Here is a 26,241-nt window from a genome sequence, read left to right on the forward strand (position 1 = left end):
CGGTCAGGTCCTTCCGATCTTGATCTGTCACTCCGGGTCGTTGTTGAACCTGGCGGTGGCCCAGAAGTAGCCGAGGATCGCCAGGCCGGCGCACCAGGCGACGGCGAGCCAGCCGTTGTGGCCGATCGGGGTGCCGAGGAGCAGGCCGCGCAGGGTTTCGATGGCCGGCGTGAAGGGCTGGTACTCGGCGATCGGCTGGAACCAGCCGGGCATCTTGTCGACGGGGACGAACGCGCTGGACAGCAGCGGCAGCAGGATCAGCGGCATCGCGTTGTTGCCGGCCGCCTCGGCGCTCGGGCTGATCAGGCCCATGCCGACGGCGATCCAGGTGAGCGCGAGGGCGAAGAGCACCAGCAGCCCGAAGGCGCCGAGCCAGTCCAGCACGGTGGCGTCCGTGGAGCGGAAACCGATCGCCACCCCGACCGCGCCGACCAGGACGACGCTGGCCACCGACTGCAGGACGCTGCCGATGACGTGGCCGACGAGGACCGAGCCGCGGTGGATCGCCATGGTGCGGAAGCGGGCGATGATGCCTTCGGTCAGGTCGGTGGAGACCGAGACCGCGGTGCCGATCACCGTGCTGCCGATGGTCATCAGCAGCAGGCCGGGCACCAGGTACGCGATGTACTCCGATCTGCCGCCGCCGAGCCCCGCGCCCAGGGTGTCGCCGAAGATGTAGACGAACAACAGCAGCAGCATGATCGGGGTGAGCAGCAGGTTCAGCGTCAGCGACGGATAGCGGCGGGCGTGCAGCAGGTTGCGGCGCAGCATCGTCGACGAGTCGCGGACGGCCAGCGAAAGGGTGCTCATCGTGCCACCTCCGCTGCGCTCCGGCGCCGCGACGAGTTGAACACTGTGCCGCTGGATTCGCTTGCAAGCTCGCTCATCGAACTGTCTCCTCAAGCTTTCCGGTCAGGGCGAAGAACACGTCGTCGAGGTCGGGGGTGTGCACGGTCAGCTCGTCGGCCTCGATGCCGGCCGAGTCGAGCCGGTCCAGCACCGAGCGCAGGGCGCGCTGGCTGCCGTCGCTGAGGATCTGCAGCGACAGCGACTCGTCGTCGCGGGCAGCGCCGGGCAGGGCCGCCGCCGCGCTCTGGTAGGTGGCCGGGTCGGTGAAGCGGAGCCGGACGTGGCCGCCCGGGACGAGCCGTTTCAGTTCGGTGGCGGTGCCCTCGGCGACGATCTTCCCGTCGTCGAGTACCGCGATCCGGTCGGCGAGCTCGTCGGCCTCCTCCAGGTACTGCGTGGTGAGGAAGACCGTGGCGCCGGAGGCGACCAGCTCGCGGATGATCTGCCACATGTTGTGCCGGCTGCGCGGGTCGAGGCCGGTGGTCGGCTCGTCGAGGAAGATGATCCGCGGGCGGCCGACCAGCGTCATCGCAAGGTCGAGGCGGCGTTTCATGCCGCCGGAGTAGGTGGAGGCCGGCTTCCGCGCCGCCTCCACCAGGTCGAAGCGCTCCAGCAGTTCGGCGGTGACCCGCTGCCCCTGGTCCTGGGACAGGTGGTGGAGGTCGGCCATGAGCCGCATGTTCTCCTCGCCGGTGATCAGGCCGTCGACCGCGGAGAACTGACCGGTGACCCCGATCGCGGCGCGCACCGCCTGCGGGTCGGCGGCCAAGTCGTGACCGCCGATCCGGATCCCGCCCGAGGCGGGGCCGGCGGAGAGAAGCGTGGAGAGGATCTTCACGGCGGTCGTCTTGCCGGCGCCGTTCGGCCCCAGAAGAGCGAAGATCGATCCTTCCGGTACGGCGATGTCGACCCCGTCGAGAACGACCTTTTCGCCGTACGACTTACGCAGCCCTTCCGCTGCGATGGCCAGGTTCGTCATGTCCGGGGCTCCTTCAGTTGCTCTGAGCGGCGATGTCGCCGTACGAGGTGGTGGCGTGGATGTCGAGCCCGGTCGCGCCGTCGTTCTTGAGGCCGTTGCTGATCCGGCCGTAGCCGGTGCGGGCGTCGAGGGCGGCCGAGACGCCCTGGGCCGCGCCGATCGTGATCGAGCCGGACTGGGTGCTGAGGGTGACCGTGCCGCTGACGGCCTCGGTGACCCGCAGGTCGCCCTTGCTGGTGGTGATCTCGGCGGGACCGTTGAGCCGGCCGACCGTCACGTTTCCGGCGGCGGTGGTGGACCGCAGCCCGGCGACCTCGTCGAGCTTGATCTCGCCCTGCGCGGCCTCGTAGGTCACGTCGCCGAGCCGGCCGACGCCGCGCAGGTCCGCGGCGGCCGCCTTGGCCTCGACCCGCGAGCCGGCCGGCACCCGGACGGTCACCTCGATGTAGCCGGAGCTGCCGAAGACCTGGTTCTTGGCGGTGGACTCGACCCGCAGGACCCCGTCGGCGAACTCGACCCGGGTCTCCTCGGCGGCCGTGACGTCCCGGTTCTTCGAGGCGTCGACCGGCCGGACCTCGACGACGGTGTCGGACCGGTCGGCGGCGATGACCTGGATGCGGCCGGCCGGGATGTCGACGACGGCGGTGATCGGGGCGGTGGTGTCGAACTTGTTCACTGCCTTCTCCTTCGATGCCTTGTTTCCGATGTAGGAAACGCTACGTTGCGTTCGAGAAGCTGGCAACAGACTCGTTGCACTTATCCAGTGAAACCCCAGTTCAGGGCGAATAAATCGTTGCAATGGAACTGAATGGAATGCAACGCGACCCGTCTATTCGTTGCAATGGAGTGAGAGTGAACGCTATGCTGGCGGCGTCCCGCACCACGTACCGAGGAGATCGCATGCCGGGCGGCAGGCTCAGCCAGCAGGAACGTCAGCAGATCGCGGCCGGGCTGGCCGACGGCCTCGCCTACGCGGAGATCGCCCGCCGGTTGGATCGTCCGACCTCGACGGTCACGCGCGAGGTGATGCGCAACGGCGGCCCGGGCGGCTACCGCGCCGAGCTGGCCCACCACGCCACCGAGCGTCGCTCCCGTCAGCGCCGCCCGGGCGCGGCCCGGGGCGAGACGCCCGCGCAGCCGGCCGGTCGCGACGCCGAGGCCGTCCGGGCGTATGAGGAGACGCTGACCACCGTCTTCATCCAGTCCGGCCTGGCCAAGATGATGTCGCGCGTGCTGGCCTGCATCTTCGTCAGCGACTCGGGCACCCGCACCGCGGCCGAGCTGGCCCAGCACCTCGAGGTCAGCCCGGCGACGATCTCCAAGTCGATCGCGTTCCTGGAGAGTCAGGACCTGGTCCGCCGCGAGCGCGACGAGCGCCGCCGCGAGCGCTACAGCGTCGACAACGAGCTGTGGTACCAGTCGACGGTCGCCAGCGCGCAGGCCAACCTGCGGCTTGCCGAGATCGCCCGGCAGGGCGGTGGTGCGCTGGGGCCGGGCAGTCCGGCCGCCGTGCGGCTGGAGAATGTCGCCCGATTCCTCGAATTCGTCAGTGAGGCGATCATGCGCTCGGCCGAGCAGGCCCGTGACGTCCTCTTCACGGAGTCGGACAAGATCAAGATGTGATCGGAGGGGGGGTAACGGACTCCTGTGAAGATCTTTAACATGCCTCGCGACAGATCTTCCTGCGGGGGAGGAACCCTTTGCCCTACCCATCCGTTCTTCGCTGGGCACTCGCCGGCCTGACCGCGACCGCACTGTCGACCGCCGGCTTGAGCGTCCCGGCTCACGCGGCGGACGAACCGGCTCTGATCGCCGGTGCGACGCAGGATTTCAGCGCCGCGCCGGGTGAACGTTCCGACCTCACGCTGTCGGTGACCAACCTCGGCGACACCGCCGTCGACGGCGCCGTCGTCACGTTCGACACCGTCTGGGCCTTCGAGGACCTGGAGAGGTTCTCGAACTGTGAGTACACCGGCGACGGCCAGGCCCGGGCGTGTGTCTTCGACCAGACCTTGGCGCCGGGCAAGTCGTACCGGCTGGTCATGCCGTTCCGGGTACGGGCGGACACCCGTGCGCCGAGTGTCCAGGAAGCCTTCTTCCAGTGGCTTCCCGCGTCCGGGCACATCGCCGCGGGGGTCCCGGGCACCGGTGCCGCCGTGCGGTTGCAGGAGGGTGACCGGATCGGCGAGAGCACCGACGGCAACGGGCAGCGGGTCACCGCGACGGTGACCGGTGACCGGGGCACGGACCTGGTCGCCATCGGTGGCACGGTCGCCGGCCTGGTCGGTGACACGGTGGAGACCGAGATGGGCGTGCGCAACGCCGGCCCGGCGACCCTCGACTTCAGCCGGGCCGGTATCGGGGCCGGCAACGTCGTCATGCGGGCCCCGGAGGGGACTTCCGTCCTCAGCGCGCCCGGGTGCTACCGGGTGACCGCGGTGTGGGCCCTGTGCCAGACCGCGTACCTGCTCAAGGTGGGCGAGGCCAAGACCTGGAAAGTCACCTTGCGGATCGACAAGTCCGTTGCCGGCGCCGCCGCGGGGTGGGTCGAGGTCAATCCCGAGTGCACGTGTGAGCGCTTCAGCGACGACACGGACGTGTCGAACAACAAGACGCCGGTGACCGTCGACATCGTGGCCGACGAGGTGAAGCCGGTGATCGAGGATGCCGGCCTGGAGGCGAACACGACCGTTCCCGACAAGATCTCGTTCCAGCCGCGGGTGACGGACAACCACAAGGTCGCCGGCCTGCACGTCACGGGCGCGCCCGCGGCCGTGACCGGCAGCTGCGTGCCGCAGACCTCGTCGGACCGCTGGTCGTGCACGGTGACCCAGCAGGCGGCCGAGGACAGGGTGACCGACAACGTGCTCACGCTCACGGCGACCGATGCGGGCGGGACGGTCAGCGACCCGGTCATGGTCCCGGTGCACGTCGACCGGACCGCCCCGCGGTTCACGGTGTCGCCGGCGCCGAAGTCGGTGGTGCCCTCGGGCACGGTGACCATCACGCTCAACGACCTGCCGGCCGACACCAAGTCGGTGTGGGCCGATGGGCACAGCCTGCCGGTCCCGCCCGCTGCGGAGCCATGGACCAGCACCTGGACCGCGTCGAGCGGTACCGCGTCACCGACGTTCGTGGCTGAGGACCGGGTCGGCAACGTCTGGGAGGTGAAGACCGGCTACGTCGTGCGCGAGGTGCGCCCGGTCATTCAGCAGGTGAACAACGTCGGCCCGTGGGGCTCGATCCGGCTGGACACCGGCACCGGCTCGGCCGGCCCCCTGAACCACCTGGAGTACACGGCGACCAGCGAGTTCCCGATCGTCCGTACCTCCTGGACGGTCGTCGGCGGCATGAGCGCGAACACGCCGCGCTTCGACTGGGACGCGAGCGGCTCGACGATTCTGGTTCCCACGGTTGAGCTGACGGTGTGGGATGCGGCCGACAACTCCGCGTCGAAGTCGTTCCCGGTGGCCCTCGACCGGAACGTCAGCCGGACGTTGGTCTACCCGGCGGAGAACACGCTGGTCCGGGGCACGTCGTTCGTCACGTCGGTCACGGTCGACGACCCGATCGGCAAGGGGTACAGCAAGCTTCTGGCGCCGGTGCAGCTGGAGGGTTCCCGGTCGTCGGCGCGGGTGAGCTCCGGCAAGGACGGCCCGAAGCGGGTTGCCTGGCAGGTCTCGGATCGGTTCGGGAACGTCGCGAACTTCTGGCGCACGGTGATCGTCGACAACACCGCGCCGGCCGTGTCGCTGAAGAGCGCGCCGCGCAACGGGTCGCGCCAGACCCGGAACTTCGGGGTCACGGTCAACGCCGGCGACAAGAACGGGATCGGGCGGGTCGAGCTGCTGGTCAACGGCAAGCGCGTCGCGACCGACACCAAGGCCGGCTGGGGTTTCACGATCAACCCGAAGAAGTACGGCAGGTCGTTCACGGTCCAGTTGCGCGTCTACGACAAGGCGGGTAACGCCAAGCTGTCGCCCAAGCGGACGTACCGCCGCTGATTCTGCCGACGTAGCGGCCGTGACCTGGAGAAACCCGGGTCACGGCCGGGCTCGGCCCCGGGTCTGGAGAGCGGCTGACCCGGCACGCAGCTCGGCCAGCGCCCGGGACTGGGTGGATTTGATCGTGCCGACCGAGCAGCCGAGCACCGAGGCGGTGTCCTTCTCGGACAGGTCCTCGAAGAAGCGCAGGACGATCACGGCGCGCTGTTGCCGGGGCAGTCGCCGCACCGCGCGTTGCAGGGATTCGTTCGGTTCGACCAGGGTCGACCGGCGGTCGTGCCGTTCCGGCGTCTCGACCATCGGCTCCTCGCGCCGCCAGCGGCGCCAACGGCTGACGTTGCCGTTGACCAGCATCTTGCGCAGGTAGGCGTGCGGGTCGCCGTCCCGGGCCACCCGCTTCCACCGGGTCCAGAGGTTGACGAGCGAGTCCTGCAGGAGTTCCTCGCCCTGGTGCCGGTCGCCGGTGAGCAGGCTGGCCATCCACAGGTAGCGGCTCCAGCCGGCCGCGACGAAGGCCACATAGCCGGCGTCGGTCGTGTCCATCAGTTCGCTCCCGGGGGGTCACATGGCGTTCACGCCTGACACCCGGAGATCTTCACCGCGACCCCGGGGTCGTGCGGTTCACAGGCCGGTCGAGTCGCAGCCGCGCGGGCCGTGGCCGTCGAAGTACTTCCGGACGGAGGCGGGGATGCCCGCGTCAGGAACTCTATGGATCGGCTGACCGATGTAGATCACGCATTCGTGCCACTACCCTCGGTGGCCGATAATGCTGCGATGGGCGCCGTTTTCGCACTGCTGGCAGGCATCGACACGTACGCCTCGGAAACCGTTCCCGACCTGCGCGGCTGCCGCAACGACGCGCTCGCCGCCGCGGCGTACCTGCGCACCCGGAGCGCCGCCGCGCGGGTCCTGCGGTTGTTCGACCGCGACGCCACCCGCTCGGCGATCATCGACGGGATCCACCGGCACCTCGGGCAGGCCCGTCGCGGCGACACGGCGCTGTTCTGGTTCAGTGGCCACGGCTCGCAGGTGCGGGTGCCGGACGGGCTGCAGCACCTGGAGACGGGACCGATGATGCAGACGCTGGTCTGCTCGGACAGCCGTACCGCGGGCGTCCCTGACCTGCTCGACAAGGAGTTGTCGCTGCTGCTCGACGAGGTCGCCGGGCGGGGTGCGCACGTCGCGGTGGTGCTGGACAGTTGCCACAGCGAGGGCGCGAGCCGGCTGACGGCCCGGGTGCGGTCGGCGCGGCCGATCCTGCAGGCCGCCCGGCCACGACCACCGGTGCTGCTGCCCGAGCTGGGCGGACGTCCCTACGACGCGGTGGGCCGCTCCGGCGCACGGCACGTTGCCCTTGCCGCCGCCCGGCGCACTGAACTGGCCCGCGAGCTGGAGCTGGACGGCGAGCCGCGGGGCGTCTTCAGCTGGGCGTTGCTGCGGGCGCTGGGCCGGCTCGGTGGCGCCGCGACCTACCGGGCACTGCTGACCGCGGCCCGGGTCGACGTGGAGGCGCGGATAGCCGAGCAGGTCCCGCAGCTGTACCCGATCGAGCCCGGCCTCGCCGACCAGCCGTTTCTCGGCGGCGCGACCGGCTCGCCGGCGGGGATGTCGATCCGGCACGGACGCGACGGCTGGGAGCTGGACGCCGGCGCCTGCCACGGCCTGCCCGTGACCGGTGAGGAGTTGCGCGTCGCGCGGACCGGTGGCGGCGAGCCGCGGGAGGCCCGGGTGACGCGGGTCCTCACCGAGCGCAGCCTGGTCACACCGCTCGGCTGGACGCCCGACCCGGACCGGCAGTACCCGATGGTGTTCTCCCGGGTACCGTCGCCGGCCACCACGGTCGCCGGCGTTCCGCCGGAAGAGATCGAGAAGTCTGCTTTCGTACGCCCGGCCGCGCCCGGTGAGGAGCCGGAACTCCTGGCCCTCGGCGGCACGCGGATCCGCACGCCGGACGGCGAGGTCCCGCCCGGCCCCGGGACCCGGCGCCAGCGCCTGGAGCACGTCGCCCGCTGGCGGCAGATCCGCGCCCTGGAGAACCCGCAGTCCCGCCTGGCCGGCGCGGTCGCGCTGGAGGTGATCCCGAAGGCGCCCGGCAACCCACCGATCAACGGCGAGATCACTTTGGCGTACGAGCGTGGAGCCCCGCCGCACATCTACATCCGCATGTACAACCGCACCAACCGTCCCCTCTACTGCGTGCTTCTGGACCTGACCAGCGGATATCGCGTCGACACCCAACTATTCGCGGGTGCGTTCGTGGACGCCCGGGCAGCCGGCTGGGCCCTGAGCCGTGATCCGGTGAAGGTCACCGTCCCGGAACGGTCCGGCGGCGTGACCCGGGACTGGCTGAAACTGCTGGTCGCCGAGGAACAGTTCAGCTCGATGCCGTTCGCGCTGCCCGGTATCGATCAGATCGGTGAGGAAGCTCATCGCTCGATCCGGCTGCGCGGCCCGCACTGCCGGGAGGACGGCGAGAGCGCCTACGACTGGACCACGGTCACGATCCCGATCGTCACCAGGGCTCGTCAGTAGACGCCGCGGTGCGTCAGCGCGCGGGCCTCGTCGCGCAGTTGCCGCCGCACCGCGTGCACGGCCGCCGCCGGGTCCTGCCGTTCCGCTCCGAGCCGCCGGTGCAGCTCCCGATAGACGCCGGCGGGCTTCTCGACCGGCCCGAGCCAGCCGATCGCGCCGGTGAACCCGGCGGTCAGGAAGGCGTCGGCGAGCTGCGGGAAGGCCGCTCCCGGCGGCAGGACGACCAGCCCGCCGGCACGCCGGATCCGCGCCGCCACCACCATCTCCGCGGTCAACTCGGTCTCCTGGTCGAGCCGCAGCGCACCGGACGGGCCCACCGGGCAGTCCAGGTGCAGCACCGTCGCGCTCAGCCGGGCCAGCACGTCCGCCGCGGTCGCGCGGTCCAGCAGCTCACCGCGGCCGTACCAGCGGCGCAGCTCGACGCCGTCCACCCCGGCCGGCAGCACCGGCTCCTCGATGATCGCCCGGCGTTCGCGGCCGGCCAGGTCGAGCAGCTGTGCGTGGCCGGCCAGGGTGGAGACGATCGAACCGGTGGCGGTTGGTGGGCGGTCGGTGACGATCAGCGTCCGGCGCGGCAGGGAACGGGCGGTGCCGAGCGCGACCTGACCGGTGGCGGCGTGCACCAGGAGCATCCCGTCCGGTTGGGGGACGGCGAGCGCGTCGGCCCCGACCGTGCGCAGCGCCGCGGTGACCCCGCTGGCGCAGGGCTCGGCCAGCGCGTGGCAGAGCCTCAGGAACAGCGGGAACGACTCCGGGGGCAGCTCGCCCGCGGCGGCGGTGCGCAAGCTGGTCCGGGCCTCGGCGAGGTCGTCGGCGGCGCCGGGGCCGTCGTCGGCGCGGGCGCGCAGGGTCAGGCCGAGGGCGAGCGGCAGGTGGTCGGCGGGCGTGGTGCCGCCGCCGCTGTGCAGGACCGTGGTGGCCAGGGCGACCAGCTCGTCGGCGAGAGGCACGGCCGGTTTCGTGGTCAGGGCGCCGGCTCCGGCGTACGGGAAAAGGTCGAGAAGCCTGTGAAGTGCCTGACGTGGATCGGGGGACTTCGTGACCGGCGGTGGCGGTGATCGGCGCGGTTGCTCGGTGGTGTCCTCGTCGCCCTCGATCAGCGGCACCGGGCGGTCCAGCGGGCCGGTCCGGGACAGTCGCGCCGGGGCGGTGAGGATCGAGCCCATGCCCAGCTCACGCCACTCCTTGTGGGCCTGCTGGAAACTTCGCGCGGCCCGTCCGATCGCGGCCGGGTTCACGCCCCGGCCGCCGAACGCGTCGACGAAGCTCTCGGCCATCGCCAGCAGGTTCCGGGTGATCGAAGTGACCTGCGGGGTCAGCTCGGGCCCGTCCAGGACCGTGCGGAAGCTCCCGGCCGCACGGCGTGCCGCCTCGACCTGACGCCCGCCGCCCGGCCGCAGCGCCGGCAGCATCCCGCCGGTGAGTGGACTGCCGATCGCCACCTTCAGGTGCAGCTGACCCAGCGTCAGCCGGCCCAGCACGCTCGGCCCGAACGGCAGTCGCGGGTTCGCCAGCGCCTCGGTGAGCAGCACGATCCCGCTCTCCCGATCGCTGTCCGGCCCGTGGTGCCCGAGGTGCCGGGTGCCCAGCAGCGTGCCCAGGTGGGCGGCGACGGTCGCGCGCAGGGCGTCGTCGGCGGCGAACCAGCCGAGCTCCTCGGTCAGCGCCTCGATCGCCTCGCTGAGATCCGGCAGCGCCGCGGCATTGCCCGGCCCGATCCGCCAGTAGCGGTCGGTCAGCATCCGGGCCAGCTCGTGCAGGTGCGGCGTACGGGCCGGTCCGGTGTGCCGGGCCAGCTCCCGGCGCAGCCCGTCCAGCTCGTCCGGTTCACCCATCAGCGTCCCCAGTGGACGAAGCCGGCCCACGCGGCGACCTCGGCCGGATCGGTGCGAGCCAGCTCGTCGCGCAACTCGGCCGGCATCTTCTCGGGCGGCTCCCGGTGCGGGTCGATCATCCACAGCTGCGCGCGGTGCAGGGCGTCCCAGACCGGGCGCCGCTCGACCCGCAGGAAGTGGTGGAACATGAACATCAGCACCGAGGTGGCCGCGTCCGGGATCGGCCACAACGTGGAGAGCACCGACCGCACCCCGGCCGCCAGGAACGCGGTGCCCAGGCTGAACGCCTCGTCGTATCCGCTGATCGCCCGACCGGTGTGGCAGCCGGCCAGCACGACCAGCCCGATCTGCCGCTCCGGGGCCTGGGCCAGCAGCGGGCCGAGCGTCTCGGCGGCCAGCTTCTCACCGCCGGCCAGCAGCAGGTACGCCGTGCCCCGCCCGGCCGAGGCGAACCCGTGACAGGCCAGGTGCAGCACCGCGCCGGCGCCCGGGGAGGACGAGACCAGCCAGTCACGCACGTCGTCGGCACGGCCCGGGCCGGTCGGGCTGACGCTGTCGTCCATGCGGCGGCCCACGTACCGCGCGCCGGGGTAGAACGCGCGGCGGATCGCCTGCGCCTCCACGCGCGCGGCCGGCAGGTCGCCGGCCACCCCGCCGGTGTCCGGGTCACCGACGATCAGCCCGGTCGGCGCGAGCTTGACCGGCGGGAGAGCGGCCGCGTGACAGAGCATGCGGGCCGAGACCACCTGGGAGACGGCGACCGACTCGATGGCGTACCGCCCGTCCCGGCGGCGGGCCGCCGGCCACGGGATCAACGCCAGCTTGCCGGTCGGGACCAGCACGATCCGGGGCGGTCGACCGGCCGGGAGGTTGCGCAGCCGGGGCAGGTATTGCTCGACGACCGGGCCCATCGCCGCCCGCCACGCCCAGCGGCACAGCCCGTCCAGGCTGCCGGCGAACGCGGCGTCCGGCCGCGGTCCGGCGTCGGCCGGGCCCATGTCGCGCCGCGCCGCGCTCGTCAGGTACCGCTCCACCTCCAGGTCCTGGTCCGGGCGCAGATTCGGCAGGGTGAGGTAGCTCGGCGGGCCGTCGGCCGGGGCCAGCACCGCGTGCCCGGGCAGGCCGCGCTCACCCGGAACCAGATAGACCAGCACGTCCGCGTCCAGGTCGCGCAGCGCCCGGCGGATCTCCGGCAACCCCGGCGGGTCCAGCAGCGCCGGCACGCCCTGGGCGGCCAGCACCCGGAACGCCTCCCGGCGCAGCGTCGTCGGCAGCCGCTCGGGATCGCCCGAGGCCAGCGCGGCGTCCCAGCGCACGGCCAGGTCGGCCCGCCCGGCCGCACGCAGCCGGGCGCCGACCCGGCCGACCTCGGTCGCGGCGAACAGGGCCAGGCCCCGGCCGGCGTCCAGGGCCTTGATCGCACCGGCCGCGTCCCGGTCGTGCAGGCCGCGGCGGGCGAAGTCGACGGCGTCCCGGCTCGCGTCGGCCGCGGCCAGGGCCGCCCCGGCCAGGTCGGACTGCACCATCACGTGGAACGTGTGCCCGCGCATCGCGTCCAGCCAGACCGGGTGCTCCGACGCGGGAGCGGCACCGAGCCGGGTCTGCACGGCGTCCAGCAGTTCGTTGATCAGCGACCAGTGCGGGTGGTCGGCGTCCCCGGCGAGCCGGCGCGCCTCGGTGAGCAGGGTGACCGCCTCGTCCAGACCGGCGACCGAGTTGGTCACCTCGCTGCGCCGGAACAGGCCCATGGCCAGCCCGGTCAGGTGGAACGCGCGGTTGAGGTCGTCCGGCGGGACCAGAGCGACCGCCTCACGCAGGTGCCTGATCGCCGCTTCGATCCGGGCCGGGTCGGTCTCCTCGCCCATGCCGAGCATGCGAGCCGCGGCGAAACCCCGCTGCAGCGCCTGATCCTGGGCGGTCATCGTCCAGGTGCCGCCCTCCGGCGTCGCGTCGCCGGCCAGCGTGGCCAGGTGCTGCATCACCATGCCGCGCAGCGGGTCGTTCGCGGGCAGGCGCTCGGCCGCCCGACCGGCACGGCGCAGCGCCTCGTCGAGGTCGGTGCCCTTGCGGCGCGCGTGCATCGCTTCGACCAGCGCCTCGATCAGCTCCAGTTGCGGCTCGATCGGCATGTTCTTCGCGCCCGGTCCGGCCCGGTCCCGCATTCGCTCGAACTGCTCCGGCAGCCGGCGGTAGGCCGACTCGTCGCCGTCGTGCAACGCGGTCAGCAGGGTCAGGCCGATCCGGGCCGAGTCGAAGATCGGCTCGAACCGGTTGTCGGTTCCGGCCTCGGCGGCGAGTTTCTCCAGCTCGGCAAGGGCCGCGTGCGGGTCGGTGATCCGGTCGGCGAGCGTGTCGGCCATCAACGAGGTGACCTGGGCGCCGGCCCGCAGGGCGGGCCAGCGCGGGGTGTCCGGCGGATCCGCCTCGGCGATGGTGAGGACCCGGCCCAGCCGGCGTAGCGTGCGCAGGTCGACCTGCAGGTTGGCCATCAACGGCCAGAGCAGGGCCGCGGCCAGGGTCCCCCGGCCGGGGGAGCCGTCCGGGAGACGTTCCAGGGTCTCGACGGCCGCCGTCAGATCGCCGTTTCCGGACGCGGCCAGGGCGATGACGGCGTACTCCTCCAGCGGCCCGGTCAACCGGTACGCCCGTTGGTGAACGCGCCGATCAGGCAGGCCGCCAGGGACAGCAGCACGGTGAGGGTGAGCAGGCAGACCACGACGACGCCGGCGTAGTGGACGCCCCGGCGCCAGCGGCGGTACGGATCGACAGCCGGCATCTCAGTTCACCCCGTTGCGGTTCAGTGTCCAGGCGAGCAGGTCGCGCACGTGCGGGTCGACGCCGGACGGGGTGAAGCGGGCGCTGGTGTGGAAGTACCGCACCCGGCCGAACGACATCTCGATCGTGCGCACCATGTTCGCCATTCCGGCCCGGTCGCTGAGCCAGGCCCGTACGTCCTCGTCCAGTCCGTCGCAGATCGGCAGTCCCGCGGTCAGGTCGCTCTTGGTCACCGCCACGGCCAGCGACACGTGACCGAGCTTGCCGGCCCGGACCCCGGTCAGGGTCTCCAGCACCTGCTCGAAGACGTAACTGGGTGGCTGCGACGAGCGGATCGACTGGTATTCGCGCTGCGCCGCGGGTTCCAGCGAGTCCCAGACGTCCGGGATCGCGAACGGGTCGACGACGAAGACGAACGCGTGCGCGCCGTCCAGGAACCGTCGCAGGCTGAGCCGGGCCGTGTCGGTGAAGTCCTCGCCGGGCAGGTCGTAGAGGTGCACGACCCGGCGGTCGAGGTTGAACGAGTAGGCCCGGACGGCGTCCTCGGCGAGCGTCTTGCCGGTGTCGCCGCGCGCGGCCAGGGCCGCCTGCAACTGCGAGATCGCGGTGCTGGTCGGCCGGTCGGCCAGGGTCGCCCCGAAGGTGCCGGTCATCGTCTCGGCCAGGGCCAGCATCAGCCGGGTCTTGCCGGCCGTGGTCGCGCCGACCATCACGGTCCGGAACTCCCGGGCGGTTCCGGCGCCCTCGGCCATCGGCGCCTCGCAGTGCGGGCAGTACGCGGTCATCCGGTGACTGCCGAGCACCAGCAGCGTCGGCATCCGCTCGCCGCACACGCAGGTCCGGCGCAGCAGGCCGTACCGTCCGGGCCGGACATCGGTGTGCCGGCGGTGGCAGGACGGGTTGGGGCAGTCGTACGCCGGATAGACCACCCGGTGGTGACAGGCCGGGCAGGTCAGTTTGATCCCGCGCAGCTGGGACAGCCCCGAGTCCACCCCACGCAGGGTGTAGAGCAGCCCCTTGGCCAGCACGAACAGCAGCCCCCAGACGAGCAGCGCGCCGAGCGTCACGACGCCCATCACCAGTGCGGTGATCACGGCGCCGGCGACCAGCCCGGCCGCGATCAGCACCCCGACCGCGCGGCGGTAGTTGTCCAGGCCGTAGTAGAAGAACCGGCTCTTCAGCCAGGACCGGGCCCTCTCGCCGACCTCGCGCATCTCCTGCCAGGTCAGGTCGGCGATCCGGCGCAGGTCACGCCCGGCCGGGCCGGAGAGGTAGTGCACGTAGGCGGGGACGCCCTCGGGCTGTGGGATCGGTGCGGCTTCCGGGCCCAGGGCGAGGCGGCTGGCCCGTACGTAGGCCGCGGTGCAGAGGATCAGGAACGTGGTGCTGGCGACGGCGATCAGCGGGACGCTGACGATCACGAAGATCGTGGCGATGAACGCGTACCAGATGAGGACGAAGATCAGGTAGAACACGCGATGCTCCTCGACTCAGCGCAGCCGTGGCAGGAACCCGCGGCGCCGTGGCGCCCGGGCTGCCCGCCACTGGGTGACGTGTTCGGCCAGTCCGTCGACCTTGCTGTGGGTGAACACCTTCTCCAGCGTGTCGAGGTCCCGGGGTTTCCAGCGGGCCACCGACGCGGTCAGCGCCTCGTCGAGCTCCGCCGCCTGCTCCGGGCGGGTGCCGGTGAGCAGGTGGAACGCTTCCAGGGTGTGCGCGGCCAGGCCCAGGTCGGCGCTGCGGCGCAACGAGTCGACCAGCCGCCGGCGGTAGGCGCGGCGCAGCTCCGGGGAGATCTTGGGCAGCAACTCGGCGAGGGCCGCGCCGTCCAGCCGGATCAACACGTCCGGCAGTTGGTTGTCCAGGTACTGGCCCGCCGGCGGGGTCACCCGGCCGACCTCCTCGACCAGTCCGGCGACCACTTTGGACAGTTTTGTGCCGGTCGCGTCCTTGGCGTCGTGGAACAGCCGGACGCATCGTTCCAGGTCGGTGACGTGGGTCCGGGCGGTGACGGAGAGCCGGGCGACGACCTCGGGCCGGGCCCCGAACCGGCCGACCGGGACGAAGTAGCGCAGGCTCCCGGCCGGGATCTCGGGCCGCGCCAGCACGTCGTTCAGCAGGCCGAGCATCCCGTCCGAGGCCTCGAACTTCTCCGGGACCTCCCGGACGATCGCGGCGGCCTCGGCCAGGTCCCAGCCGTGCGGCCAGAGCGCGGCGACCACCGACCGCTCCGGCGGCCCGGAGGCGCTGAGCCGGATCAGGGCCGGGATCCGCTCGCTCGGGTCGCCGGCCGCGCGGGACACCTCCAGCAGCCGTTGCAGCGGCGGGTGAGCGGCGAACTCCTCCTCCGGCACCGAATCGCCGGCCAGCCGGATCGCCGCCGCCCGCACGTCGTCCTTCCGGGCGGCCTGGGCTTCGGCCAGACCCCGCAGCAGGCCGCGCCGCAGCGCCGGAACCGACCGCAGCACCCGTGGTGGCCGCGGATCGTCCAGCAGCAGCGGCGCGATCAGGTCGTGGCCGTAGTCCTCCCATTCGTCGTCGGTGAGCTCTACCCGGGTCCGCGCGGCCAGGCTCAGCACCGCGACCGTGTCCATGCCGGGCGCCGCGCCGCCGAGCCGGGTGGTGACCTGCTGACGGGCGTAACGCCGGCCGTCCACGGTCGCCAGGCGCGGCACGTCCGCCGGTGTCGAGGCCGGGTCGCGCAGCAGCATCTCGAACGCTCTGACCTCGGTGTTCGCCTGCAGGTCGGGTTCGCGGAGATCAGCCGCGACGCCGACCAGCGCGAGGCACTGCGGGAGCGTCAGCGCCTCGTGGTCCAGGCACTCCTCGACGATCTGGGTGACCGTGTCGGCCGACAGCCGGTCGGCGTTGCCGGGCAGCCAGGCCAGCACCGCGGCCAGGTCACCGTCGTCGACCGGCAACCGGGCGCAGAGCGCGGCGGCCACCACCACCGGGTACCACCCGTCGAAGTCGCGCTCGGGCCCGGCGGCGAGATCCCCGGCCAGATCCCAGAGATAGCGCGCGTCGGCGGTGCCGGCCGCGGTCAGCAGCTCGGCGAGTGGGTGCTCGTCGCCGCCGGGCACGCTGCCGCCGGCCAGGTCGAAGACGGCGAAACTGCGCAGCGCCGACTCGGTCACGGTGAAATCGCTGGTCGGGACGGTGCCGACGAGGTGCTCCCGGCCGCGGCCGGGCCGGTACTGATAGGTGGCGAACGCGAACCGGGCGACCATCGCCGGGGGCAGCAGCTCGCAGAGAACGGCGATCCAGTGCGCGACCTCGGCGGTCTCCTCGGCCACCACGATCACCGGCCGGTCACCGGTGACGATCGCCCGCTCCACCGCGGTCAGCAGCTTCGGAACCATCCCCTCCCGGCCGGCCCGCAGAAAACCCTCAGGATCAAAAGCTTGCGACGGTACGGGCTCCAGCTCCGGCAACTCCACGAACGGCACCTCGGCCCGCGCCCAGAACCCGGCCGCCCAGAAGTCGATCGGTCGCGCCCCGGCCAGGTCGTCCGGCCCGAGGCTGAGCGCGTGCACGAAGTAGTTCCCGAAGCGCTGCGAGTAGTCGTTGCCGATGAACACGGTGTGCGCCAGGATCGCCGGCTCGCCGCCCGTCCCCGGCTGGTAGCAGAGGTTGACCGGGGTGGCCGCGAGTTGCTCGGCGGTCGGCTCGTAACCGAGGGAACGGGGCGGCTCGTACGAGGTGGCCTGCTCCACCCGCCGCAGCACCGCCCCCGGCACGCCCGGTGTCGCCGCGTTGAACTGGAAACCCGGATAGCCGGCCAGCCCGGACTCGCACGAGGTGTAGTACATCTGCGGGACGCCCATCTCAGTCCCTCCCCGTCTCGATCACCTTGAGCCGGCTGAGCAGCCACAGGAACGGGTCCTCGACCCGGTGCGGCTGGATGCCGGACCGGGCGACCCGCTGCCGGGCCTGCTGGGGCTGCTTGGCCGGGGGGACCGCCCCGAGCGCGGAGAGCCCGAAGTAGCGGTAGGTGCGGTAGTGCTTGTGCAGCAACTGGTCGATCTGCCCGCCCTCCCACTCCAGCAGCAGTGCCTGGACGTAGTCGTGCATCGCACGGCTGTCGGACTCCGGGAAGAACGGCCCGTCCGGCGCCGGCTGGCGCAGCGGGCTGTTCGCCGGCAGCGCGTCCCAGAGGGCGTCCACCTTGGAGAACGCGATGGCCACGGGAATGTCGATCATGCGGTTCGGGCCGACCCCGGGCAGTTGCTGCAGCACCTCGGTGATCCGGGTGAGGATGTTGATCGGGGTGTCGCCCTTGGCCGCCTCCTGCTGCGAGGTGTCCGGCAGCACGCTCGGATCCAGCCCGAGGGTCTGCACCAGGCCCGGGACGGTCAGCGGGTCGAGCAGCACGATGATGCCGTTCGCGCTGCTCAGGTAGCCGACGTTCTGGGCCACGCCGCGCGCCGACTCCAGGTCCTCACCGGCGGTGTCGAAGAACGAGAGCACGGTGTGCCGCAGCGTGCTGCGGAACCGTTTGCGCTCGCCGAGCGAGAACTTGAAGACGAACGGCTGGCGTCCCTGCTCGTCGGCGGCCGGCCGGGTCGCGATCGGCAGCACCCCCTCGGAGTAGAGCGCGCGTTCCTCGCTGCCGAACTCCTTGCGGGTCCGCTCGTCGGCACCGACCACCGCCGCGTCGAAGCGCCGCCCGACCCGGTGGATCAGCTCGTGCATCAGCACCGTGGTGTAGACCGACTTGCCGCTGAACTTGGCGCCGATCATCGCCACCATGCGGGTGTCGATCTTGCCGTAGTGCACCGGCAGCTGGGCGTGGCAGTGCGGGCAGAGCTGCACGGTCGCCTTGTTGCCGCAGCGGCTACAGACCGCGGAGAGCTTGCGGCCGTCGCCCTCGACGACCGGCGGCACCTCGTCCCGGTCACCGAGCCGCACCCGCACCGGGTCCGGTTCCGGCTTGCAGAACGTGCCGTCGGCCGCGCGGAGCCCGCTGCAGCGGAACAGCATCTCCTTCTCGGCGAACGTCCGGTAGCAGTACGGGCAGGTCAGTCGGGCCATCAGCCGCCTCCCGGGATCCCCTTGAGCACCACGTCCGACCCGTCGCCGGTGTGGTCGTCGACGAAACAGCCCAGGCGGTACGGCCCCCGCGCGCTCTGCACCGGCACGTCGACCGTCAGTGGTTGGTTCGGTTGCAGGCGCTGCGCCGGGATCCGCGCGACCGGGGTCCCCTGATCCGGCCGCAGCGGCACCACGCGGCCCGGCGACTGCACCACGATCAGGTCCGGCAGCGGGCACTCCCGGTCGGCGACCAGTTCCAGCCGGGTCGTCTTGCGGAACACGCCGACCTGCGTGAACCGGTAGTTGACCGGCACGCCGCTGCCCCCGACCCGCAGCGGGGCCGGGCGGCCCACCGTCTCGCCCTCGCCGTCGCGGCTGACCGGGGCGACCGAGATCCGTACCGCCCGCAAGCCCGTCCGGATCTCCAGCCCGCCGTCGTCGCGATAGGCCCGCAACCAGCAGTCGGCCTGCTCGGCCTGCTCGGGCGACCCGTCCTCGGGCCACCAGCGCACCCGGACCAGCGCGATGTCCTTCGGCCACTCCCAGCTCAGCCGCACGGCGTCGCCGACGCGCCGGCCCCGCAGCCCGGTGACCGGCGCGATGTTGGTGACCGCGACGGTCGGCCCGACGATCACGCGCCCGCCGCCGAGGCTGAAGGCCGTGACGAAGACCCGTCCGTCCGGCATCGGCAGGCTCAGCGCGGCCCGCCGGTTCGCCGCCGGCTCGCTGCGACCCAGAACCTCTTTCCCGTACGACGTGAGCTCCGCGCCCGTGATCTCCGCTCCCGGGCTCCACCGCGGCCGGTGCCCCGCCGAGCGCAGCGTCACGTCCCCGCCGTCCGGTCGTGTCCAGGCCAGGCGCAGCCGTCCCGGATCCTGCCCCGGCAGCGGCTCCACGGCCAGCTCCGGCACCGGCGTGGGCGCGGCCTGGGGCATGGCCGTGACGGTGATCCCGGCCGACGCGGCGGGATAGTTCACCCGGATCAGGTAGCGGTACTCGACCCCGGGTCGCAGTTCCTCGTCGGCGAAGCCGTTGCGCCCGGCCGGCACCGGTGCCCGGCCCGGCTCGCGCACCACGGTGAACCCGGTCGCGTCCGGCCGGGCCGTCCAGCTGACCCGCACACTCGACTCGTCGGCGACCGCGTTGACCTCGGTGACCTCGGGCAGCAGGGTCACCGGCCCGGCCGTGGCCCCGGCCGACCAGACGCCCTCCGACCGGGTCGCGAAGACCGTGTAGTGCAGGTCGTCACCGGCCGGCGCGCCGGTGTCGGCGATCTCGTTGCCCTCGGTCCGGCCGATCACCTCGCCGTCACCGGCCGAGCCCGCCGGTCGCCGCCGGGTGCGGACCACCTGGTAGGAGATGCCGCCGGTCCGGGCCGGGCTGGGCGTCCAGCTGATCGCGACCCGGTCACCGGCCGCGGTGCCGGCCCGGACCGCCGGGACCGGTGGTGGCGCGAGGGTGCGCAGCCGCCCGGCCAGGTCGGTGTCGTCGGCGGCCTCCCGGACCGCGGTGGTGAGCAGCTCGGCCGCGAGTTCCGTCCGGCCCGTGGCGATCTCCCGCTGGGCCCGCGCGACCAGGTCGTCCACTCGCTGCACGGCGACCCGGACGCGTTCGCGCACCCCGTCGTCCTCGTTCGCGGGCAGGCTCGGCAGCAGCCGCTCGGCCGCGCGCAGCGCACCCTGCCCGAGCAGCTCGTCGATCTCACCGGCCACGTCCCGCCGGGCCGGCGCGACTGTGCCCCGGCTCAGCACCGCCAGCGCGAAGTCCTCCGCCTCCTCACGCTGCAGGCCCAGCTGGCTCGCCTCGCGGGCCACCACCCGCACCTTGCCCAGGGTCGCGGCCGGCCGGACCGCCTCGGTCAGCTCCCACAGCACCAGCCGGTCGAGGCTGCCGTCGCGCAGCGCGCCACCGAGGTTGGTGAGCAGGTCATCGGTGGCGGTCTTGCGGTCGTCCTGCTTGCGCCGCTCGGCCCGGGCCCGTACCCGGTCCAGGTCGGCGACGGTCAACGGGCGGCCGCTGATCCGCAGCCCGGAGCGCAGGGTGAAGCTCAGCTCCTTCTCGTCGGCCAGCACGTGCAGCGAGAGCGGCAGGCCCAGGGTCCGGACGCTGCGCTGCACGGCCTTGCCTTTCGGTGGCGGGCCGTCCGGCAGCGGCCACAGCTCGTCGACCACCCGGACCCGGCGGCGGCCCAGCAGCTCGCGCAGCTTCGCCTCGACGGCCGGGCCACCGAGCGGGGCGGCCAGGGCGGCGAGCGCGCTCGCGGCGACGACCTGGTCGCTGGCCAGCTCCTTGACGATCTCCTCGAGGGCCCGGCCGGTCGCCTGGAAGACCCGGGTGCGGTCGGCGAGGAAGTGCTCGGCGGTGAGCTCGCCGCTCTCCTTGAGCTTCTGGTGCCCGGCGTTCAGCGCCTCGACGATCTTCTGGTAGACGCGGCGCTGGGTGCCGAGCTGCTGCCAGTACTTGTAGACCGTGGTGACGTGCGCGTCGAAGGCCGCGCCGCGGGGCGGCCGGGCCGGGTCGACGGCATAGCGGACGAGCAGGTCGGCCGGTGGTGTGTTCCCGTTCTTGCGGGCCGGGTCCAGCACCTCCTCGCGGTACCGCTCACCGTCGAACATCGGCCGGCCGCCGGCCTCAGGCCGAGACGTTGTAGCGAGCGACCGCGTTGCGCGCGGCGCTCACCTGCTCGTCGGTCAGCCCGCCCTTGATCTGCACCTCGATGTGCAGGTCCTTGCCGGTCCTCAGCTCGACGGCGTGCACCGTCAGCAGGCCGTCGGCGGCCATCCGGAAGCTAATGTCGATCGGCGAGTTCTCCGGCAGCGGCGGCAGGTCGCTGATCAGTCCCTCGGCGATGTGCTCGTTGTCCTCCGGTGCGTCGGACTCCACCGAGCCGGACTGCTCCCAGATCTCCACCGAGATCTCGACCTGATTCGGGTACGCCGTGCCGAAGCGCTTGGGCTCGGTCTCCGCGGGAAGTGGCGTGTTCGCCCGCAGCACGTGCGAGATCTTGTAGGTCTCCTGGCCGCCGACCCGTTCGACCACCTTGATCCCGAAGGCTCGCGGGACGACCGTGGCGACCCGCTTGCCGGCCAGCGCCAGCACCTTCTCCACGGGCAGGTCGAGCTGCGCGGCGATCTCCTCGGCCACCTCGGTCGCGGGCTCGCCACCCTCCTCGGCCGAACGCACCTTGATCGACTCGATCAGCGCGTAGCGCGCCGCACCCTTGGCGACGGCCAGATCCGGGTCGTGCATCCGCGGCTTGAGGCCGAGCGACTCGAGGGCCGCGGTCACCGCCGGCATCCGGCTGGAGCCGCCGACCAGCAGCACGTCGTCGAACTCGGTGATGCCCCGCTCGGCGGCCGTCCGCAGGGTCCGCTGCGTGATCGTCACCGTACGTTCCAGCAGCTCCGAGGTGAGTTCCTCGAACTTCTCCCGGCTGACCTCGATCTGGGACGTGTCCCCGCCGAAACGGGCGTTGAATCGACGGCTCTGCATCCGGCTGAGCTGCTTCTTGATGTCCTCGGCACCGGCCGCGAGGCTCTGCAGGAACTCCTCGTCGTCGGCCGCCTCGGTCTCCGGGTGCTCCGCCTGGAACTGCTCCAGCAGGTACTCGGCGAGCCGGTCGTCCCAATCGGCGCCGCCCAGGTGGTGGTCGCCGTCCGTGCACACGACCTGGATCTCGTCGGGCGAGACCTTGATGACGGTGGTGTCGAAGGTTCCGCCGCCCAGGTCGTACACGAATAGGGTCTTTGTTCCTCCGGTGTTGATCGCGTCGTAGTGCAGCGCCGCCGCGACCGGCTCGTCCACGATGCTCAGGACGTTGAGCCCGGCGATCTCCCCGGCCCGGCGGGTCGCGTTGCGCTCCGCCACGCCGAAGTAGGCGGGCACCGTGATCACCACGTCGGTGACCGGCTCGCCCAGGTTCTCCGCGGCGGCGTCGGCCAGCTCGCGCAGGATCAGCGCGGAGATCGACTCCGGGGTGTGCGTCTGGCCGTGCACGGTGATCTCGAACGACTTGCCCATCTGCCGCTTGATCAGCGACACGACGAGGTCCGGCTGGATCTTGGCGACCGCCTTCGCCTCCTTGCCGACGACCACGTTCTCCGGGCTCTCGAAGTAGACGACCGAGGGGGTGGTGTCGTCGCCGGGCCGGTTCTTGATGATCGCCGGCCGGCCGGTGTCGTCGATGTGGGCGACGCAGGAGTACGTCGTGCCCAGGTCGATGCCGAAGGTGGCCATGGCGCTACTCGCTTCCGACGGAGTCAGGGTCCTTGTGGTCCACGAGCGCCAGATCGATGGCGTCGTCACCGGGCGCCGGGGGCGCCTCGTAGCGGTAGAGACGGGCGCGGGCGGCACGGCGCACCTTGCCGGTCTCGATCTCCAGCAGGCCGGCGCTCAACGGCTCGGCGACCGCCTTGTCGAGGCTCTGGTCCTCGGTCGGTACGGTGCCGGCCGGCGCGTGGCGGCCCGCGGTGAAAGGCTCGCCCGGCACGGCCGGGAACAACTCGTAGCCGCAGCGCTCGACGGCCATCGTGACGTCGTCGGCGAAGCTGCCCATCAGCTTGGCGGCGCGGGGGTCGTCAGCGGCCAGCCGTTGCGCCTCCCGGGCCATCGAGTCGTGCAGGCGCAGCAGGTCGGTGACGACCGGCTCCAGGATCACCCGGCGCAGACCGTCGCGGAACTGCTGGTTCTCCTCGTGCAGCCGGTCGATGATCGACTCGCGGTGGGCCGAGCGCCGGTGGAACTCGGCCAGCTGAGCCTCGACGAGCTCCAACCGGGCGAGCACGGGGTCCGTTTCGCCCGGCTCATCCGCGGATGGGGCTTCCGGGGATTCGTCCACGCGCCATCGCCTCCCGTGCGGCCCGCCGTCACTGTCAGTTTTGGAACGTAACGGGTCTTCGTGGGTAGCGCCATGCCTGGGTGTGCCCGAATGCCGGTTTGTCGATCTTCAGGGGACTTTCTCAGGGGAGGACGACACAGCGGCGGCAGCGCGCCTCATAGGTATAGGTGCCGTCGTCGGGCAGCGCGGTCGACGGCGCCAGCTCGCGGATGAACGGCTTGCCGCTCTCCAGCACCTGGGTGTGCGTCGCGTCCAGCGACCGGCAGACGTCACACACGGCCCGGCGGTAGATCACCTTTTCGGGTGCGAGCTCGAACAGCGCCCGGACCGGCGCGAACAGCTGCCCCCGGTGGTCCAGGTCGATCCCCGCGACCACCACCTTCACCCCGCGTCGCACGGCGATCCCGAGCTCGGCGATGTCGTCGACGGTGAACATGTGGATCTCGTCGACGCCGATCACCTCGACGTCCCCGTCCGCGGCGCCGGCCAGCGTCTGCACCTTCACCGTCTCCAGGCTGCCGCCGGAGCGGGAGGTCAGCGCGGTGTCGCGGACGTGCCGCGAGGACTGGTAGATCCGGTGCGGGATGCCGGTGTGCTGCAGCGGCGACAGCAGGCTGATCATTTCCAGCGACTTGCCGCCCTTCATCGGGCCGAGGATCACGGTCAAATCCATAACCGCGTAGCCTGCCACCGGCGCCCGCCCGGTGGCGACCAGGACCGACATGCTGACGCCCACCTGTGATTCCGGTCATGAACCCCGACATGTTTCCTGTGAGTAACCATCAAGCCGGGTTCGGTGGCACCGAGCGCCAGCCCACAGCGTGACAACGGACCCTCCATAGTGGCTTTCCGTTACGCGGAGTGAGCTGTGCCGGAGTTGTGATCGATCCCGGAACCCGCGACGTGGTGGAGTTCACGCCCCTTCGGCGCGGATCCACCCGGCGCCGAGGTCGACGGCGTCGTCCAGGGCCTGGCCGAGCTGTTCGTCGGTCATCCGGACGACGAGCTCAGCTAGCCGGTCCGGTGCGTCCGGGCGAGAACCATGCTGGCCAGGCCGCAGCAGACGGTCAGCCAGGTGGCCGGGAGCAGCAGGTAAACGGCCTCTCGCGCGGTTCCGCCGAGAAGACCGCTCAGGATCAGCAGGGCGGCGCCGATGAAGACGATCGCGGCGATCAGCACCGTGCGGCGGGCGGTGTGGTCGGGCATGCGGACTCCCGGGCTCGGCGACAGGATGGGCTGGAAGCCTCCCCGATCACCGCGAACCGGGACAACCTCCATTCGGATGTGACGAGGACCACAGTCCCGGCGAGCAACGAATTGCGACGGCTCGGACTACATCCGTACGAGAGAAACGCTTTTGAAAGGCCGGCAGAAACGTTCTGTCGGCCTGGAACTCGTGTCATTTATTTCCGCAGCTCAGAGGCTGTTTTAGAAGTTTCTTAAGGCGGATTGACGGCATTCTTGGAATGCGCTTATCGTCCCTCTCGCGCCGAGGTGACAAGCCCCCGAATCCCTGATTCGCCTCGCCGCCCACCATCGAGAGGAACACCATGAACAGCGCCGAAGAAAGCGCGGCGACGCCGAATCGCCGGAAGCGGAAGGTCGTTCTGGCGTCCGGCATGGCCGCGGTCGTGGCCGGCCTCGGCACCGTCGCCGGCGTGTCCTTCGCGGGCACCGACGACACCGCCGCGACCGCCGCGACCGCCGCGGCCGGCGGGGTCGCGTTCGCCGACGACTTCGAGGACGGCGACGCCGCCGGCTGGAGCAAGTCGGGCGGCACGTGGTCGGTCGCCGCGGACGGCAGCAAGGTGCTCAAGCAGTCGAAGTCCGGCGCGACGCCGGCTCGGGAGTTCGCCGGCGACACCGCCTGGACCGACTACTCGGTCCAGGCCCGGGTCGAGCCGCTGAGCGTGGCCGCGGACGGGTTCGCCGGGATCGTGGCCCGCGCGACGAGCTCGACCAGCTTCTACCGGCTCGCGCTGACCGGGGCGAACAAGGTGCAGCTGCAGTCGGTGAAGTCGGGCGCGGTGACCGTGCTCAGCGAGGCCGCCGTGACGGTGAGCGCAGGTGCGTCGTACACGCTGGGTCTCGAACTGACCGGGAACACGCTGAGCGGTTCCGTGAACGGTGCCGCGGTCGTCGAGGGGAGCGCGAGCGCGTTCGCCCAGGGGCGGATCGGGCTGCAGACTTATGACGCCACCGCGGAGTTCGACGACGTGGTGGTGACGTCAAGCGGTGCGGCCGCGACGGCAGCTCCGACCGCGACAGCCAGTGCCAGTCCGACCGCCACCGCCACCGCCACCGCGACCGCCACCGCGACCGCCAGTCCGACCGCGACCGCCAGTCCGGCCGCCACGGCTTCCAGCAGCGGGAAGTTCGAGACCAGCCCGATCGGGTTCGGCTCGGGCACGACCGGCGGCGCCGGCGGCAAGACCGTCGCGATCACCTCGATCGACCAGCTGATCACCGAGGCCGCCTCCGACGGCCCGAAGATCCTGCAGCTCTCCAGCGTGCTCAAGGGCAGCGGCACCGACCAGGTCGTCGTCTCCTCGGACAAGACGATCGTGGGCGTCGGCGCGAACGCCGGCCTGACCGGCGCGGGCATCTTCATCAAGAAGGCCAGCAACGTCATCATCCGGAACCTGAAGATCTCGTTCGCGCTGGCGCCGGTCGACCTGATCGCCGCGCAGAAGTCCGACCACGTGTGGATCGACCACAACGAGCTCTTCAACGACACCACGCACGACAAGGACTTCTACGACGGCATGGTCGACCTGACCCACGCCACCGACTTCGTCACGGTCTCCTGGAACTACCTGCACGACCACCACAAGGGCTCGCTGATCGGGCACTCCGACAGCAACGCCGCCGAGGACACCGGCCACCTGCGGATCACGTACAGCCACAACTGGTTCGACAACGTGGCGTCGCGCCTGCCGCGGGTCCGCTTCGGCACCGTGCACCTCTACGACAACCTGTTCACCAACGCCGAGACCAGCGGCATCCACTGCCTGATGAACGCGCAGTGCCTCGTGCAGAACAACGTCTTCGTCAACGTCAAGCTGCCGGTCTGGACGACCGAGGACTCCGACGAGGACGGCTTCGCGGTCATCTCCGGCAACGACTTCGGCGGCGAGGCGCCGGTGATCACGCAGACCGGCACGTTCACCACCGCGCCGTACTCGGTCCCCCTGGAGCCGGCGTCGTCGGTGGCCGCCCTGGTCAAGGCCGGTGCGGGCACGGGCAAGATCTGAAGACGGAGGATTTGCGCGTACGGGCGAGGGCCGCGACCCTCGTCCGTACGTCGGTATGGCCAGCACTACCCCGAAGACTCCGGCTGTCCATATCGGAACGGCGCCACGGATCGGCAAGGCTCGACGGCATCAGAAACGTCGA

Annotated in this window: 19 protein-coding genes; 4 read left to right on the forward strand and 15 right to left on the reverse strand. The window is 71.7% G+C overall.

Translation table 11 applies throughout. From position 1 onward, the window contains the following. Positions 1-27 precede the first annotated feature (27 nt). The 3 genes from ACH442_RS31400 to ACH442_RS31410 form a co-directional block, all read right to left on the reverse strand. The gene (locus tag ACH442_RS31400) at positions 28-810 is read right to left on the reverse strand and encodes an ABC transporter permease (protein WP_396341739.1); all 783 of its coding nucleotides are present in this window, start codon (positions 808-810) and stop codon (positions 28-30) included. 73 nt (positions 811-883) lie between these two features. Beyond that, positions 884-1,828, reverse strand: coding sequence for an ATP-binding cassette domain-containing protein (locus tag ACH442_RS31405; RefSeq protein ID WP_396341740.1), 945 nt, complete (start codon positions 1,826-1,828; stop codon positions 884-886). A gap of 13 nt (positions 1,829-1,841) precedes the next feature. Next, positions 1,842-2,504, reverse strand: coding sequence for a DUF4097 family beta strand repeat-containing protein (locus tag ACH442_RS31410; RefSeq protein ID WP_396341741.1), 663 nt, complete (start codon positions 2,502-2,504; stop codon positions 1,842-1,844). Between the two features lie 224 nt (positions 2,505-2,728). Between ACH442_RS31410 and ACH442_RS31415 the strand changes: the two genes are divergently transcribed. Both ACH442_RS31415 and ACH442_RS31420 read left to right on the forward strand, forming a co-directional pair. Beyond that, positions 2,729-3,451 carry a helix-turn-helix domain-containing protein gene (locus tag ACH442_RS31415; RefSeq protein ID WP_396341742.1) on the forward strand — a complete coding sequence of 241 codons (723 nt, stop codon included), beginning with the start codon at positions 2,729-2,731 and terminating at the stop codon, positions 3,449-3,451. A gap of 77 nt (positions 3,452-3,528) precedes the next feature. After that, the gene (locus ACH442_RS31420; RefSeq protein WP_396341743.1) at positions 3,529-5,832 is read left to right on the forward strand and encodes an Ig-like domain-containing protein; all 2,304 of its coding nucleotides are present in this window, start codon (positions 3,529-3,531) and stop codon (positions 5,830-5,832) included. Positions 5,833-5,871: 39 nt separating this feature from the next. Here the strand turns inward: ACH442_RS31420 and ACH442_RS31425 are convergent, their stop codons facing one another. Further along, complete coding sequence (locus tag ACH442_RS31425) at positions 5,872-6,375, reverse strand: SigE family RNA polymerase sigma factor (protein ID WP_396341744.1); 504 nt, start codon at positions 6,373-6,375, stop codon at positions 5,872-5,874. Between the two features lie 231 nt (positions 6,376-6,606). Between ACH442_RS31425 and ACH442_RS31430 the strand changes: the two genes are divergently transcribed. Next, positions 6,607-8,364, forward strand: a complete 1,758-nt coding sequence (locus ACH442_RS31430) for a caspase domain-containing protein (RefSeq protein ID WP_396341745.1) — start codon at positions 6,607-6,609, stop codon at positions 8,362-8,364. On the opposite strand, the gene ACH442_RS31435 is transcribed toward ACH442_RS31430, so the two are convergent. The 11 genes from ACH442_RS31435 to ACH442_RS31485 form a co-directional block, all read right to left on the reverse strand. After that, positions 8,358-10,199 carry a hypothetical protein gene (locus ACH442_RS31435; protein ID WP_396341746.1) on the reverse strand — a complete coding sequence of 614 codons (1,842 nt, stop codon included), beginning with the start codon at positions 10,197-10,199 and terminating at the stop codon, positions 8,358-8,360. The genes ACH442_RS31430 and ACH442_RS31435 overlap by 7 nt on opposite strands. Then, positions 10,199-12,835 (reverse strand): CHAT domain-containing protein, encoded by a 2,637-nt coding sequence (locus ACH442_RS31440; protein ID WP_396341747.1) that lies wholly within the window; start codon positions 12,833-12,835, stop codon positions 10,199-10,201. The genes ACH442_RS31435 and ACH442_RS31440 overlap by 1 nt, the downstream gene beginning before the upstream one ends. Beyond that, the gene (locus tag ACH442_RS31445; protein WP_396341748.1) at positions 12,832-12,975 is read right to left on the reverse strand and encodes a hypothetical protein; all 144 of its coding nucleotides are present in this window, start codon (positions 12,973-12,975) and stop codon (positions 12,832-12,834) included. The genes ACH442_RS31440 and ACH442_RS31445 overlap by 4 nt, the downstream gene beginning before the upstream one ends. 1 nt (position 12,976) lies before the next feature. Beyond that, positions 12,977-14,449: a hypothetical protein gene (locus ACH442_RS31450; RefSeq protein ID WP_396341749.1), complete on the reverse strand. Its 1,473-nt coding sequence runs from the start codon at positions 14,447-14,449 to the stop codon at positions 12,977-12,979. Between the two features lie 15 nt (positions 14,450-14,464). Beyond that, on the reverse strand, positions 14,465-16,801 hold the full coding sequence (locus ACH442_RS31455; protein WP_396341750.1) for a GTPase-associated protein 1-related protein: 2,337 nt from the start codon (positions 16,799-16,801) through the stop codon (positions 14,465-14,467). Between the two features lies 1 nt (position 16,802). After that, positions 16,803-18,008 carry a hypothetical protein gene (locus tag ACH442_RS31460; protein WP_396341751.1) on the reverse strand — a complete coding sequence of 402 codons (1,206 nt, stop codon included), beginning with the start codon at positions 18,006-18,008 and terminating at the stop codon, positions 16,803-16,805. Then, positions 18,008-20,623, reverse strand: coding sequence for a hypothetical protein (locus ACH442_RS31465; protein WP_396341752.1), 2,616 nt, complete (start codon positions 20,621-20,623; stop codon positions 18,008-18,010). Before ACH442_RS31465 ends, ACH442_RS31460 begins: the two co-directional genes overlap by 1 nt. Before the next feature lie 16 nt (positions 20,624-20,639). Further along, positions 20,640-22,244 (reverse strand): Hsp70 family protein, encoded by a 1,605-nt coding sequence (locus ACH442_RS31470; protein WP_396341753.1) that lies wholly within the window; start codon positions 22,242-22,244, stop codon positions 20,640-20,642. 4 nt (positions 22,245-22,248) lie between these two features. Continuing rightward, positions 22,249-22,791, reverse strand: coding sequence for a molecular chaperone GrpE (locus ACH442_RS31475; protein WP_396341754.1), 543 nt, complete (start codon positions 22,789-22,791; stop codon positions 22,249-22,251). Between the two features lie 175 nt (positions 22,792-22,966). Then, the gene (locus ACH442_RS31480; protein ID WP_396341755.1) at positions 22,967-23,569 is read right to left on the reverse strand and encodes a thymidine kinase; all 603 of its coding nucleotides are present in this window, start codon (positions 23,567-23,569) and stop codon (positions 22,967-22,969) included. Positions 23,570-23,856: 287 nt separating this feature from the next. After that, positions 23,857-24,051, reverse strand: a complete 195-nt coding sequence (locus ACH442_RS31485; RefSeq protein ID WP_396341756.1) for a hypothetical protein — start codon at positions 24,049-24,051, stop codon at positions 23,857-23,859. Positions 24,052-24,395: 344 nt separating this feature from the next. Between ACH442_RS31485 and ACH442_RS31490 the strand changes: the two genes are divergently transcribed. After that, positions 24,396-26,099 carry a polysaccharide lyase family 1 protein gene (locus tag ACH442_RS31490; protein ID WP_396341758.1) on the forward strand — a complete coding sequence of 568 codons (1,704 nt, stop codon included), beginning with the start codon at positions 24,396-24,398 and terminating at the stop codon, positions 26,097-26,099. The last annotated feature ends 142 nt before the right edge of the window (positions 26,100-26,241 follow it).

It is taken from the genome of Actinoplanes sp. NPDC020271, assembly GCF_044388125.1.
In the GTDB taxonomy this organism is placed as follows: Bacteria; Actinomycetota; Actinomycetes; order Mycobacteriales; family Micromonosporaceae; genus Actinoplanes.